The sequence below is a fragment of the Olivibacter domesticus genome (genome assembly GCF_900109575.1).
Taxonomy (GTDB): domain Bacteria; phylum Bacteroidota; class Bacteroidia; order Sphingobacteriales; family Sphingobacteriaceae; genus Olivibacter; species Olivibacter domesticus.
Genome location: NZ_FOAF01000014.1, coordinates 12,473 through 27,584 on the forward strand (window position 1 = coordinate 12,473; position 15,112 = coordinate 27,584).

At 37.9% G+C, this 15,112-nt stretch carries 10 protein-coding genes; 3 read left to right on the forward strand and 7 right to left on the reverse strand.

Annotated elements, in window-relative coordinates; all coding sequences use genetic code 11:
• Positions 1-129: 129 nt before the first annotated feature.
• Positions 130-2,427 (reverse strand): NADP-dependent malic enzyme, encoded by a 2,298-nt coding sequence (locus BMY50_RS26150; protein WP_093332259.1) that lies wholly within the window; start codon positions 2,425-2,427, stop codon positions 130-132.
• A 523-nt stretch (positions 2,428-2,950) separates the two neighbouring features.
• Between BMY50_RS26150 and BMY50_RS26160 the strand changes: the two genes are divergently transcribed.
• Complete coding sequence (locus BMY50_RS26160) at positions 2,951-5,668, forward strand: hypothetical protein (RefSeq protein WP_093332269.1); 2,718 nt, start codon at positions 2,951-2,953, stop codon at positions 5,666-5,668.
• A gap of 51 nt (positions 5,669-5,719) precedes the next feature.
• Here BMY50_RS26160 and BMY50_RS28255 read toward each other — a convergent pair whose 3' ends face one another.
• Positions 5,720-5,893, reverse strand: coding sequence for a hypothetical protein (locus tag BMY50_RS28255; protein ID WP_162276677.1), 174 nt, complete (start codon positions 5,891-5,893; stop codon positions 5,720-5,722).
• 202 nt (positions 5,894-6,095) lie between these two features.
• On the opposite strand from BMY50_RS28255, the gene gcvP reads away from it, so the two are divergent.
• Positions 6,096-8,981, forward strand: a complete 2,886-nt coding sequence (gene gcvP / locus BMY50_RS26170; RefSeq protein ID WP_093332279.1) for an aminomethyl-transferring glycine dehydrogenase — start codon at positions 6,096-6,098, stop codon at positions 8,979-8,981.
• Positions 8,982-9,166: 185 nt separating this feature from the next.
• On the opposite strand, the gene BMY50_RS26175 is transcribed toward gcvP, so the two are convergent.
• The 5 genes from BMY50_RS26175 to BMY50_RS26195 form a co-directional block, all read right to left on the reverse strand.
• Positions 9,167-10,477, reverse strand: coding sequence for a nicotinamide mononucleotide adenylyltransferase (locus tag BMY50_RS26175; RefSeq protein ID WP_093332283.1), 1,311 nt, complete (start codon positions 10,475-10,477; stop codon positions 9,167-9,169).
• A gap of 107 nt (positions 10,478-10,584) precedes the next feature.
• A complete protein-coding gene (locus BMY50_RS26180; protein ID WP_093332286.1) occupies positions 10,585-11,109 on the reverse strand; it encodes an NUDIX hydrolase in 525 nt (174 codons plus the stop codon).
• A 13-nt stretch (positions 11,110-11,122) separates the two neighbouring features.
• Complete coding sequence (locus tag BMY50_RS26185) at positions 11,123-11,524, reverse strand: response regulator (RefSeq protein ID WP_093332287.1); 402 nt, start codon at positions 11,522-11,524, stop codon at positions 11,123-11,125.
• A 12-nt stretch (positions 11,525-11,536) separates the two neighbouring features.
• Entirely contained in the window at positions 11,537-12,397 is an 861-nt protein-coding gene (rfbD, locus tag BMY50_RS26190; protein WP_093332288.1) for a dTDP-4-dehydrorhamnose reductase, read from the reverse strand.
• A 168-nt stretch (positions 12,398-12,565) separates the two neighbouring features.
• A complete protein-coding gene (locus BMY50_RS26195; RefSeq protein WP_093332301.1) occupies positions 12,566-13,522 on the reverse strand; it encodes a glycoside hydrolase family 43 protein in 957 nt (318 codons plus the stop codon).
• Positions 13,523-13,968: 446 nt separating this feature from the next.
• Between BMY50_RS26195 and BMY50_RS26200 the strand changes: the two genes are divergently transcribed.
• Positions 13,969-15,015 (forward strand): endonuclease/exonuclease/phosphatase family protein, encoded by a 1,047-nt coding sequence (locus BMY50_RS26200; protein WP_093332317.1) that lies wholly within the window; start codon positions 13,969-13,971, stop codon positions 15,013-15,015.
• The last annotated feature ends 97 nt before the right edge of the window (positions 15,016-15,112 follow it).

Here is a 15,112-nt window from a genome sequence, read left to right on the forward strand (position 1 = left end):
TTTTTGTTTTTTTGTTACTAGTTATTCGTTCTTTGTTAAGGCTTGTGAATGATGGTTTCCAATTGGTGTATCTTATAAATAATTAGCGAATTGGCTTAATAGACCAATTCGCTAATCATATGATAATTTTTATTTCTTTTTCGCCTTAGCGTTTGCTTCTTTTTCTTTGGACTGTACATCTACAACAGCAATAGTTACCATGTTAACGATTTCTCTTACCGAACTACCTAATTGCAATACGTGTACAGGTTTATTCAAACCTAACAATATCGGCCCAACAGCCTCCGCTTCACCCAATTCTTGCAACAGTTTATACGCGATATTACCTGATTCGAGTGTGGGAAACACTAATACATTAGCAGGCCCATCACTTAAGTTGCTAAAAGGAAAGTTCTCGGCAAGCATATTGCTGTTTGTCGCAAAATTGGCCTGCATTTCACCGTCAACTATAATTTCAGGATATTTCGAATGCAGTATTTTGACTGCATTGCGCATTTTGGAAGGGATCTCTCCTTCATTAGAGCCGAAATTCGAATAAGATAGTAAGGCTATTCTTGGCTGTATATTCATTTTTTTTACGGCATCGTGAAGAAGTACCGTAATGTCCACCAACTCACTTTCCGAAGGATCCTTGTTCACCGTTGTATCGCCAAAGAAAACGGGACCCTTTTTTGTTAACATCATGTACATACCGGCTACGCGACTACCCGGTTTGGTACCAATAACATGTAAGGCAGGGCGTATAGTGGTGGCATAATTTTTGGTTAATCCGGAAATAAGGCTATCGGCTTGGCCAAACTCTACCATACTTGCTCCAAAATAATTACGATCTAACATAAATTTATTGGCTTCAAGCAGTGTCATTCCCCTACGTTGTCTTTTAGCATAAAGGGCTTCTACATATTGTCTAAACTGAGGCGTATCTACTTCCTCAAAAGGATCAATAATTTTAACATCATGTAAATCTAGACTATGCTCTACGATTATTCGTTTAATTTTCTCTTTTTTCCCTAATAGTATTGGGTGTGCGATCCCTTCGTCTTTAACAATTTGAGCTGCTTTAAGGATTTTATAGTTATCCGCTTCAGCAAAAACAACACACTTAGGATTTTGGCGTGCGGCCGCACTTAAATCACGCATTAACACATCATCAAGACCTAAACGTTTTCTAAGGGCATCTTTGTATTCTTCCCAATTTGTAATTTCTGCACGCGCAACCCCAGATGTAATAGCAGCCTTTGCTACCGCCGGTGCAACTTCTGTTATTAAGCGTGGATCAGTAGGTTTCGGGATAATATAATCTTTCCCAAATTTCAGGTTATTTATGTTGTAAGCCAAATTCACCGATTCTGGTACCGGTTCTTTGGTAAGCCGGGCAATTGCATATACCGCCGCCAATTTCATCTCTTCATTTATAGCTGTTGCCCGCACATCAAGAGCGCCCCTGAATATATAAGGAAATCCTAAAACATTATTTACTTGATTTGGATAGTCTGAGCGCCCAGTTGCCATGATGACATCTTTACGGGTGCTCACAGCAAGGTCGTAAGCAATTTCAGGATTAGGATTTGCCATAGCAAAAACTATTGGATTCTTATTCATTGTTTTTAACACTTCTGCCGACAGCACATCTGCAGCGGATAAACCAATAAACACGTCTGCATCCTTTACTGCTTCTTCTAACGTATGAAGATCACGCTCGGTAGCAAATTCTCCTTTTAATGCATCTAAACCCTGTCTGTCTTTACGAATCACCCCAGCCCTGTCAATCATCACAATATTCTCTGGTTTTGCGCCCAAAGAAATATAGATTCTAGAACACGAGATTGCCGCAGCACCAGCACCATTTACCACTATCTTTACTTTATCGAGTTTTTTCTTCTGTAACTCGCAAGCATTGATCAAAGCTGCTCCAGAAATAATTGCCGTGCCATGCTGATCATCATGCATAACAGGAATAGACATCTCTTCTTTTAGTCTTCGCTCAATCTCAAAACATTCAGGTGCTTTAATATCTTCTAAATTAATACCTCCAAAAGTTGGTTCTAGCAATTTCACCGTACGGACAAAATCGTCTACATTTTTTGTATCTAGTTCAAGATCGAATACATCTATATCTGCAAATATTTTAAATAATAAGCCTTTTCCTTCCATTACAGGTTTACCTGCTTCCGGTCCGATATCCCCAAGACCTAAAACGGCTGTACCATTGCTGATAACTGCAACTAAATTTCCTTTGGCAGTATATTTATATGCATCTTCTTTATTTTCAGCAATCTTTAGGCAAGGTTCTGCAACACCTGGTGAATATGCTAAAGATAAATCACGTTGCGAATTAGTTGGTTTCGTGGGTACTACGGCTATTTTACCAGGGCGGCCGTTAGCATGATAATCCAAGGCATCTTGCTTACGATTAATTTTACTCATTTTTTAATTGTTCCTTTCGAGATAACAGTTATTTAATCTTTAACGCTGATTGTTGCTTACAATTCAGCTAAGCACCAAAGGTAGGAAGTTTTACGACCAGTACCTAACACCCATCATTATTTGTTGTTGATTCATCAAGATGCTGCTATATGTAGCAAATTTAATTACTAGTTATATTGAAATAGCATGGCATCTAACATGCAGATTAGCTATTACTAAAATATTGATTAATTCGTATCTAATTAGGACTTTATTCGGAGATTGTTCGGACCTTCTTCGGACAAAAGCGAATAATATCCAATTTAATTTCAAATTAAACCACAGTCAATTATTTATATTCATACTATTTATAGCGTTTTTAGGGATTACAAAACACGAGTGTGAGATCACGAAATATTAGTGAAGTGAATTAGCTATCAACAGCAATATGTAAGTAAAAAATATTGTTAAAAATCTGTTAAAAATCAGAAGTAAATGAATAAATCAATAAATTAGCCATTCCAAAAAATTTGATCATCACTTTATGGTACATCTTAATAGATACTCACTTTTTATTATTTTATCTTTTTTAACGCTTACATCTTGGGGACAATCTCGCCAGAAAGGAATTAATCTGAACACTATTGTTGAAAAAACCAATACTCTTGCAACACAACAACCTGTAGAAAAAGTATATCTCCATTTTGATAAACCTTATTATGCCGTTGGTGATACCATGTGGTTTAAATCTTATCTCACCAGTCATCATCAACTGTCTACATTAAGCAAAGTCCTATACATAGAGGTTCTTAATAGCCGAGATTCTTTAGTAAAAACAACAATGATTCCTATAAGCCAAGGAACAGGAAATGGAACCATTGTGTTAGACCCACTTATTTACAAACAGGGAAACTACCGTGTTCGCTCATACACCAAGTATATGATGAACTTTGATCCTGATTATTTCTTTAATAAGAATATTCCTATTGGCGACGTTTTCAATAAAAGAGTGAAAACACATGCTAATTTTATTGCTGATACCAAAGCTAAAACTGTCGTTGTAAATGGACGAATTCAGTATACCGATGAAGAAGGCAAACCCTTAGCAGATAAGCGTGTTACATGGGAGCTCGTGAAAGGGACCGCCAGTTTGAGTAAAGGTAGGGGCAATACTGATAAAAATGGCTATTTACAGGTGAGCCTCAGCAATGAACAACAACAAGCTTTAAAAGAAGGGATTTTAAAAACCACGATTAACGTGGACAACAACCGCTCAACTAATATCAGCTATACATTGCGTTCCGCCTTCCAAACCCCAGATGTACAATTTTTTCCAGAAGGGGGCTATCTTATAGCCGACTTACCCAGCGAAATTGCTTTTAAGGCAGTTGGCGGCGATGGCCTCGGAATACCTGTTACCGGTATAGTGATTGATCAAAACAATCAGGAAGTTGCCAAAATGGAGACAACACATTTGGGCATGGGCAAATTCACTTTAACACCTCAAACAGATGTCAACTATACTGCAAAAATAACGTTAGCGGATGGCTCTCAGCGCAGTTATTCGCTGCCAAAAGTTAGACCTTTTGGAACGAGTCTTGCTGTTGATCCCACAGACAGTACAAACATTGCTCTTAAAATTATTTCCAACGATCTATACCTTAAACAAAATCAGGGTAAAGTGTTTTCTATAGTAGCGCAGAGTGACGGTGTTATTTACTATGCCGCTCAGACGCCACTTAATAGTGCAAGCATCAACGCATCTGTTCCGAAAGAGAAGTTTCCTTCTGGTATTGTTCAATTTACCTTATTTTCGCCAGCAGGAATCCCTCTAAGCGAGCGGCTTGTATTTATTCAGCGGCCGACCGAGCTTCAGCTCAGTCTCAGTTCTGACAAAAAGAGCTATCAGCAAAAGGGGCTTGTGAATTTATCATTAAATGCACGGAATGACAGTACGCAAGCCGTTGGTACTTTTTCTGTTGCTGTAATTGATGAGTCAAAGGTTCCCTTCAATGAAAATGCAGAGACCACCATTCTAAGTAGCCTACTTTTAAGCTCCGACATTAAAGGTTATGTGGAACAACCTAATTATTATTTTAAAACCGTAAATGCGGAAACCCGGGCGAAATTGGATATACTGATGATGACACAAGGTTATAGACGTTTTGATTACAAAGATATCATTGCGGATAAAATCCCCTCTTTAGCCCTAATGCCAGAACAAGGTGTTGATATTACCGGGGCCTTACGTTTACTTAATGGTATTGCCGTTCCGAATGGAAAACTTCAGCTCACTATTGGCAACAATAAAAATGCCGTCGAAACAATATCAGATGCACAAGGTAATTTCAAATTTAGCAATGTAATGTTTACCGACTCCGCACAAATAACAATTAGTGCGCGAAATAACGAGAATTATAAAAATCTTAAAATCACATTAAACGGAGACGCATTCCCTGCTATTACTCAAGGATATACCGCGGCAGATGAAATTTTAAATATCGACAGTACACTTACGCCCTATCTTAAAAACAGCGAAAAACAATACCGTACTGAGCGCGTACTAGAGGAAGTGGTGATTACTGCTAGAGCTGCGCCTAAACCCCGTCATACGCAATACCCTGCCTTATCTGGGTTAAGTCCTATTCCGGATCACCTAATAGATGGTGCACGATTTAGTGGTTGCAATTTATTGATTAACTGTTTGCAGACAGCGGCTATGGGGCTAACCTTCATGGACAACACTTTTTATATTACGAGAGATTATAACCAGGGCAACCGAACTCCTGTTCAGGTTTTTCTTAATGGAATGGCCATCGATGTGAATGGAATTAACACGGTGAGCCCGGCAGAGGTAGAATCGGTGGAAATATTTCTGCGGGATGATTTAGGCACTGTCAATAGAACTTATCAAAGTAATGGTGTTTTGGTAATTAATACCAAGAAGAAACCGGAAGGTACAAGGATCAGTAAAACAGAACTTGAAAATTTATTGCCAAAATCTAATGTTGTAACTATTACGCCATTAGGTTTTCAAGCCGAAAGGACCTTCTATATGCCCAAATATACTCCCACTAGTACACCAGGGCTAGATTTAAGAACTACTGTTTACTGGAATCCAACAATTATTACGGATGATCAAGGGAAGGCCAACTTTCAATTCTTCAATGCCAGTGGCTTGGGTACTTATAAAGCCGTTGTAGAAGGAATGGATGAAAATGGAAATATTGGTAGAGGTGTTTACCGGTATAAAGTAGAATAAGCAATTTGGGCAATGTAACTTATCAATTTAGCTAGTCAGTTACATTGCCAACTACTGTTCTTTCTTTCCCATCAAATACAAGCCCAGCACTCCGGAACAAGCGGCCAGTATATATATTATAAAAACCATAATATTCGACACGCTTGGTGTTAACATCATATAAATGATCCCTATAAAAGAGATAAAACCTGTAAGCATTGCAACAAATGGAATATGTCTTTTCATATCTTGCAAAGCTAACAAATCTGACAAAAACATTTCCCATCTCGCATTTCAAAGGCGTAAAAGTTAAGACATATTTTTCGTATCTTTGTGTCCTTAATAAAAACGATTTTGGTGCCCTGTAACAAATAAGCGGAAACCTCTCAAACCATCAATAAATAGTGGTTGCTTATCATTAGAAATTGCCAAAATAATTCATACGTGAATGAACTTAGATATAAATTTTCAAGAGAAATTTGAGGAGCGTCACATAGCTCCTCAGGGTCAGGATGTACCTGAGATGCTTAAAACAATCGGAATTGAAAGCCATGACCAATTGATTGCTGAAACTATCCCTTCAAAAATTCGCCTTAAAAGCCCACTTAATCTACCACCAGCACTAAGTGAAGCAGGATATTTGAATAGACTAAAACAGATGGCATCAAAAAATAAGGTTTTTAAATCTTATATTGGCCAAGGCTACTACGATGTCACCACTCCGGCTGTAATATTGCGCAATGTTTTTGAAAACCCAGGCTGGTATACGCAGTATACACCTTACCAGGCAGAAATAGCGCAAGGCAGGTTACAGGCATTACTAAATTTCCAAACTGCCATTATTGACCTTACAGGAATGGAAATTGCCAATGCGTCTTTATTGGATGAGGCGACAGCGGCCGCTGAGGCTATGTTTATGCAGTACGGCCTTCGTAAAAATAAAGATGCTAACACCTTCTTTGTATCCGAAAATGTTTTTCCACAAACATTAGATGTGTTAAAAACACGTTCAGTTTCCTATGGGATTCATTTACTGGTCGGTAATCATGAAACTATCGAACTGAATGATCATATTTTCGGAGCATTAGTACAATATCCTGCCGGTGATGGAAAGGTAATTGACTACCGTGCCTTCGCTGAGGCATTACATGCCAATGATGCAACATTGAGCGTTGCAGCAGATCTCATGAGCTTAGCCTTGCTTACTCCCCCGGGAGAATGGGGAGCGGACGTGGTCATTGGGTCTTCCCAACGTTTTGGCGTTCCCATGGGTTTTGGCGGCCCACATGCAGCCTTTTTTGCAACTAAAGATGCTTATAAACGTAATATTCCCGGTAGAATCATTGGCGTCACAATTGATTCAGCGGGTAACTACGCTTTACGAATGGCGTTGCAAACACGCGAACAACATATAAGAAGAGACAAAGCTTCTTCTAATATCTGCACAGCACAGGCTCTACTAGCTATTATGGCAGGTTTTTATGCTACTTATCATGGCCCACAGGGCATACGAGCAATTGCTGGTAGAATTCATGGTTTAACTGTTCTTTTATCTAAGGCTTTAAATCTCTTAGGCTATAAGCAAGAAAACACCATTTTTTTCGATACACTGACACTCCGTGCTGGCGACCTATGTGATCCTTTACATGCGGAAGCACTCAATAATGAAATGAATTTTCATTACGCGGAGAATTCTATAAATATATCTGTTGATGAAACCACTACCTTAGCAGATATTAAAGAAATTGTAAGAGTTTTTGCCAAAGTGAAAGCCAAAACACTGGCTGACCTAGACTTTGCATCTTTGGAAAGTAGTTTAACAACAGTAATTCCTAGCAACTTACAACGATCGAGCGCTTATTTAACGCATGAAGTATTCAACTCACATCATTCTGAGCATGAAATGTTGCGATATATCAAATCATTGGAGTCAAAAGATCTATCACTTTGCCACTCCATGATACCGCTTGGATCATGTACCATGAAATTAAATGCGACTACGGAGATGATTCCGGTTTCTTGGGAAGCCTTCAGTAAACTGCATCCATTTGCACCGACAGATCAAGTAGGTGGGTATATGCAATTGTTAGATGAGCTGAACCAATGGCTTTCGGCAATTACCGGTTTTGCAAAAATGAGTTTTCAACCAAACTCCGGAGCACAAGGTGAATATGCAGGGTTGATGGTTATCAGGGCATATCATGAAGACCGAGGAGACCATCATCGAAATGTAGTTCTAATCCCTTCATCTGCTCATGGCACCAACCCAGCCTCCGCATCGATGGCAGGGATGAAAGTGGTTATTGTAAACTGTGACGATCGTGGAAATATTGACGTGAATGATCTAAAAGCTAAGGCGGAGGCGAATAAAGCACATTTAAGCTGTTTAATGGTAACCTACCCATCAACCCATGGTGTATTTGAAGAATCTATTATAGATATCTGCCAGATCATACATGATAATGGAGGGCAGGTTTACATGGATGGTGCTAATATGAATGCGCAAGTTGGTCTTACAAGTCCGGCTGTTATTGGTGCAGATGTTTGCCATCTTAATCTGCACAAAACCTTTTGTATTCCTCATGGAGGAGGTGGACCAGGTATGGGGCCTATTGGTGTGGCTGAGCATCTTGTTCCGTTCTTACCAGGGCATGAGGTGGTAAACATTAATGAAGGCAAATCTATTTCAGCCGTTTCTGCAGCCCCGTTTGGCTCAGCTTCCATTCTCATCATTTCCCATGCTTATATAGCGATGATGGGAGCTGATGGATTAAAAAATGCCACGCAATTTGCTATCTTAAATGCGAACTATATAAAAGCTAGGTTAGAAAACAGCTATAAGGTGCTATATGCAGGCGCCAATGGCCGTTGCGCACATGAAATGATCTTAGACTGCAGAAGCTTTAAGAACGTAGGCATAGAAGTAGGTGATATCGCGAAAAGACTTATGGACTATGGCTTTCATGCCCCAACGGTGTCTTTCCCAGTAGCGGGCACCTTAATGGTTGAACCAACTGAGTCTGAACCAAAAGCAGAGCTTGACCGCTTTTGCGATGCTTTAGTTGCTATCAGGAAGGAAATTGAAGCAATTGAAATGGGAGAAACAGATAAAAACAACAATTTGTTGAAACAAGCTCCCCATACATTGGCCGTGATCAGCACGGATATTTGGGATCGTCCCTATAGCCGACAAGAAGCAGCGTTCCCTCTTTCTTATGTTGCTACTCGTAAATTCTGGCCAGCGGTAGGAAGGGTTAACGATTCTTATGGAGACCGCTCGTTGGTATGCTCTTGCCCTCCGTTGAGCGAGTATGAGGAAGTAGCGGCTAGTTAGTTAATAGCTATCAGTTAGCAATTATGGTTATTCGTTTGTTGATTACTCAAAGACATCAACCGATTCATTTAACCTCAAGAAATACACCACTGCCCCCAAAAAGTTAGACACTTCTTTGGGGGCAGTACATTTCAATCACACTTTTTTATAATGTCTTTAGCCCTTTGGCTGAATAGAACAATCATTTACACCGTCTTTACAAAACGTTCGTCGTAGTTTTCTATATCCATTATATAATGGTTCTGTATTAAGAAGTCAAATAATGGCTTGGCCGCAGTGGATACAGGCATGTTCTCGGTAGTAATGATTTCATTATTTGTCTTATCCAAATATGGATAAGCATATAGCTTAACATTTTTGCTAAACATTCCGCTTACATAAGCAAGCAATTCGTCTGTATAGGTATCACCATAATTTTTAGAGTTGAAAACATTTCTAAGATTCGAAATATTAGTGGATATACCAACATTATTAGGTTTAAATTGTGAAAGAAATCCCGCTAGTTTATGATTCCTCGTAAAATTAGAGACAAGAATATGGTTACCGGTTGCAGACATCTCTTCTGCCCTTTTTGCAAAGTATTCTAAATCTTCATTACTCAAAACAGGATGATCATCCAATGCATTGGACATCAGCACTTCAATCATAACGAGGAGATTATTATCTTTTACACCCAGATTTTTTTTAAATTGATCAACTGCTAGATTAAATAAATCAAAGTTGGGGTTAGATTTCTGTCGATATTTAGTTCTTAAGATAATTACATCCTTTTTATATAGAAAATCTTTTGCCTGATGCGCATGGCCATGGCGATCAAATATGGCGGCACTGGAAAATCCTTTTGCTATCAGATAAAGGTTGATCAACCTTTCGTTGACATTTTTAAATATTGGCCCGTTAAGCTTAACGAAATCAATTTCTACAGACCCGGAAGCTAAGTTATCTGCCAAGCTTTCAATCATTGTTTGAATATCATGGATGTAGAAATAGGCTGCAAAAACCAGATTCACACCAAGAATACCTAATACTGTTTGTTGTAAGGAGGCATCGCTATCCAACAAACGCACATGCATGATAATACTATTTGGATTTCCTCCAACCTCAGACTGAAATTGTAGGCCTATCCAACCATGAGGATCATTGGTTTTGCTAAAATTCAACGTGGTAACGGTATCGGCAAAAGCGAAAAATCTGCGATTTTGATATTTAGCACCAACTAACCGATCGGTTAAAAGCCTATATTCATGATCTAACATTTTTTCCAAACGAGAGCTACTCACATACCTTCCATTTTCTTCTGCTCCATATATAGCATCACTAAATGCCATATCATAGGCACTCATTGTCTTTGCAATAGTTCCCGAAGCAGCCCCAGCTGTAAAAAAATTACGTGCGACTTCTTGTCCGGCTCCTATCTCGGCAAAAGTGCCATAAATTTGTTCGTTTAAATTAATTTTTAATGCTTTACGTTTATTTTCCAATATCTCTCTTGCCATATGGCAAAGGTAGGGATTTAGTTATGTTTGTGAATTATGAGTTGTGAGTTTTTTAAAATTAAGCCGCTTCCTAATTCGCCACCAAACCTTAAAGCAAGACAAGTCTATTAACTAAGCGCATAAAAAAGCGCCGCTGCATGGAGTGCCTGGCCGATTTGATTATCCTTGAGTAATTTTTTTGTTTCTTCTATCGAAACCAATAGTACCTCAATCTCCTCCTGATCATCTAATGCTTGTTCTTTTACTTTTACACCGCCTTTAGCAATAAAAGTAGTGGTAATATTTGTACTTGTCGCCGGATTTGGGTATAAATCGACCAATTTTTCCATACTATCAAATATATACCCTGTTTCTTCCAGCATTTCTCGTTTGGCAGCAAACAAAGCCTCCTCTCCTTCGTCAATAACACCTCCAGGTATTTCTAAAAACTCTTTACCAGCACCATGTCGATATTGTCTAACTAGTATAATTTCATTTTGCTTTGTAAATGCTACTACATTAACCCAATTGGGATATTCTAAAACATAATATTCGGGTACTATATGACCACTAGGCATTTCGCATTTATCTCTACGGAGTACAGCCCAAGGAGCCTTCACTAAATACTCCGATGTTAATATTTTCCACTTCATGTTAATATAAGATTTAGGACAGGAGATTCCCTTGAATAACATTCATGATAACTTGTGTCAATTCTTGTTGGCTTGCGTTCTTTTTTACATAACCTTTTGCACCTGCTCGCATAGCTTTTATAATGATATCTTGATTTTCCATATCAGTGAGTATGATGATAAAGCAATTCTGAAAATGCTGAAATAGCGTCGGTAAACGTTGCATACTCGTCTTGCCAATTATACTAACATCACACAAAACTACTTCAGGGGCAATATTATTTTCGCCTACTGAAGGTTTACTTCTTAAAGAATCTAATTCTAGCACTAAATTAAACGAAGGTTTGTTATGGTTTATGAGAAGAATTTTTAAAACGTTACGAATAACTTCATTATCACTTATAAGTCCAATTTTTATTGAGTCGAGATTGATCATACGTCTCTTTTCTTACCGACCTAATTCATTTAACCGGATCAAACAAACCTTCAGACTCTCTCGCCAATGAGGGATCGACAATTGAAATTGTTTCTTAATTTTTGTTTTATCTAACACGGAATAGGCAGGCCTTCTAGCTTTCGTTGGGAAATCAATCGTTTTTATAGGCTTTAAATGAAGCTTTTTATTGCTTAATTCAAAGATAGCATGAGCAAAATCATACCAGCTGGCGACTCCTTCGTTACTGTAATGATATAGGCCGTATTTATGATCCGTGTTGTCAATTATTGCTAAGATTGCACTGGCTAGATCCATTGCATAGGTTGGTGTTCCTACCTGATCTGCTACGATGTTAAGTTCATCCCTATCTTGGGCCAACCTTAGCATCGTTTTAACAAAATTGTTAGCGTATTCAGAATATAGCCAACTGGTTCGAATAATTATATGCTTGTTCCAAACTTCTTGGATAGCGCGTTCTCCGTCTAATTTTGTTTTGCCATATATTCCCGTCGGTTTTGTTACCTCGTCTTCATTCAGCAAACCTGTTATCGTACCTTCAAAAACAAAATCGGTTGAAATGTGGATTATTAACACGTCAAACTGTCGGCATAGTTCAGCTAATAACGCAGGGCCGGTTGTGTTCAGCGCGGTAGCTACCGCAGCTTCATCCTCGGCCTTATCTACGGCAGTATAAGCCGCGCAATTTATGATCACTTCCGGTTTATATTTATTAAACAAGCTTTCTATTTGCTCCTTGTTGCAAATATTTGCTTCGGCAGAAGAGAAAAACACTAAATCATCATTCTTCGAAACAGACCTTAAACATTGTCCTAATTGTCCTTTGCCCCCAAACACTAATATTTTATTACCCATTTAACATTTTATATATTGAGTTGAAATTTTCATATTACTCTTAAGTCTTATTTCGCTTAACACATTACTTAATGTTTTGTGTGATATTGACACACCAAGTTATGCTATAGTAACAAAAGGTAAATAATTTTGCCAATAACAAATTCGAATACCTAATTAAACCAATCGCTATTTAGTCATTTTAACAGGTTGAATAAAACCGTCTTTATCAAAAAGCATTTTATCTATACAGGTAACACGATGATGCGCACTGGTTTCACCGAGAGGTCTTCTATGATACACAATATACCATTCGTCATTACCTTTTCCTTGAATAACCGAATGATGGCCAGCACCCGTTGCAATTGCAGGATCCTGCTGTAAAATGGTGCCGATCCTTTCAAAAGGGCCAAATGGAGAATCAGCTATTGCGTATGCAACTTTATAGTCGGGCCCCGTCCATCCTCCCTCTGACCACATAAAATAATATTTGCCGTTTCTAACAAACATAAAAGGGCCTTCAACATAATCTTTAGGAGTGACTTCCTTATATAGCTTACCATCCTCAAAGGGTTCCAAGCCTGTAAAATCTTTTTTCAGTTTAACCAGATTACAATGCCCCCAACCACCATAATACATATAATAGGCTCCATCTTTATCTTTAAAAACAAATTGATCAATAGGTTGAGCACCATTTACAATTTCATTTATCAGGGGTTTCCCCAATAAATCTTTATATGGGCCTTCTGGTTTATCGGCAACAGCTACGCCAATTCCACCGACCTCACCTTCGTGAACATCGTTTGCTCCAAAAAAAAGATAATATTTTTCATCTTTTTTTAAAACAGCAGGGGCCCACATAGCTTTTTTTGCCCACTTAACACTGCTCGTGTCAATAATACGCGCATGTTTTGTCCAGGTTTTTAGATCTTTTGAAGAAAATGCATCCATAAAAATCTGTTCTTCATAGGGGGCTGAATAGGTTGGAAAAATCCAGTACTCATCCCCGTACCTTATGCCTTCAGGATCTGCATACCAACCCGCAACAATTGGGTTATGTTGTGCAAAGCTTGTTGATAGATTGAAATATATACTCAGAAACAATACCGTAGTCAGACCGTAGAATTTTAATTTTTTAATTTTCATCAGTATAAATTGTTTTTAAAATGGCTATGAAGCTATCATGAGCAATATTCGTTACTGTTTTTGAGCGCTTGCTCATGATGGTGTTTCATTTAAAACGATTAGTAGAATGGATAATTATTTATCGAAAGCAATAGAGACTGTAAATATAATGGTTTATAGCCTAATTTTTAAGGTTTGCTGCTAGGTATTTATTACAGGTTGTTGTACGGTCAATTATCTACTTTCATTTACAGCGAAACTCATATAGCAAACAGGGTGCTTTATGGAAGCATATAGTTTGTTTTCCGATCATTGCAACAGTTAATAGGTTAAGTCAATTGATTAATTCCTTTTCGCATGTAAAGACATATCAGGTCATTAATTTACGTATCTTCACAATTTTCAACAAGCATCATCGGTCTCAATTAAAAATAATGTAGAATTACAAAAAAATACTATTTTAGAGAATGTATTTGTTTATTAATATTCTGGCTATTTTGCTAATTTGTTCCACGCTGTTACCGCTTGTAAGACATGATTATTGGACATTTAGAGTCTTTGACTATCCGCGTTTACAAAAGTTAACACTATCTGTGATCTGTTTTATTTTATTACTTGTATTCTTTAAGGTGGATTCTGTATTCCATTGGATTTTAACGATTACAATCTTCTTCGCCATCATTTATCTTTCATCGCAGGTTTTTCCTTTCACACCATTTGCTAGAAAGCAGGTACTTACCGCTGGTATTGATAATCCAAACAGTTGCATCAGTCTTATGATTGCCAATGTGTATGAAGATAATACAAATACAAAAGGCTGTCTGAAAGAAATTAAAAAAGCACAGCCAGATGTATTATTATTATTAGAAACGAACAAACGTTGGGACGAGTCGACAAGGGGTTTGGAGAAAGAATATCCTCATCACATCAGGGTTCCACTAGAAAATACGTATGGGATGTTGCTATATTCTAAATTTCAACTTTTCGATTGGGAGATAAAATATATGGTTGAAGATGATATTCCATCAATTCATTGCCAAATACTTTTAAATAATGGTAAGAAAATACAGTTGTATGCTGTTCATCCCACTCCCCCTGTTCCTAATGAAAACCCTCGTTCTACAGAACGAGATAAAGAATTATTACTTATAGCTGATTTAGCCAGAGCATCGACAATTCCTGTTATAGTTATTGGAGATTTAAATGATGTGGCTTGGAGCTATACTACAGAATTATTCTTAAAAATGAGCGGCTTGCTTGACCCAAGAAGAGGCAGAGGTTTTTTTAACACCTTTCATGCCCATTATCCTTTTATGCGTTTTCCTTTAGACCATGCTTTTTTTTCGACAGATTTTAAATTGAAGGAAATGAAAAGGCTTTCCAATTTCAATTCGGATCATTTCCCAATTTTTATAAATTTACAATATGAAATTACTGCTTCCGAGGAACAATCTTCCTTGGAAGTGGACATCGAAGACGTACAAGCGGCAGCGGAAAAAAAACAAACAGCATAGCATTAAAGTGTTGCATGTTATTGGACATAGCATATAATCGAACATTTTAAAGATTCTGCCTGCTGCTCAATTTGAATAGATTATTTGCTGCTCGACC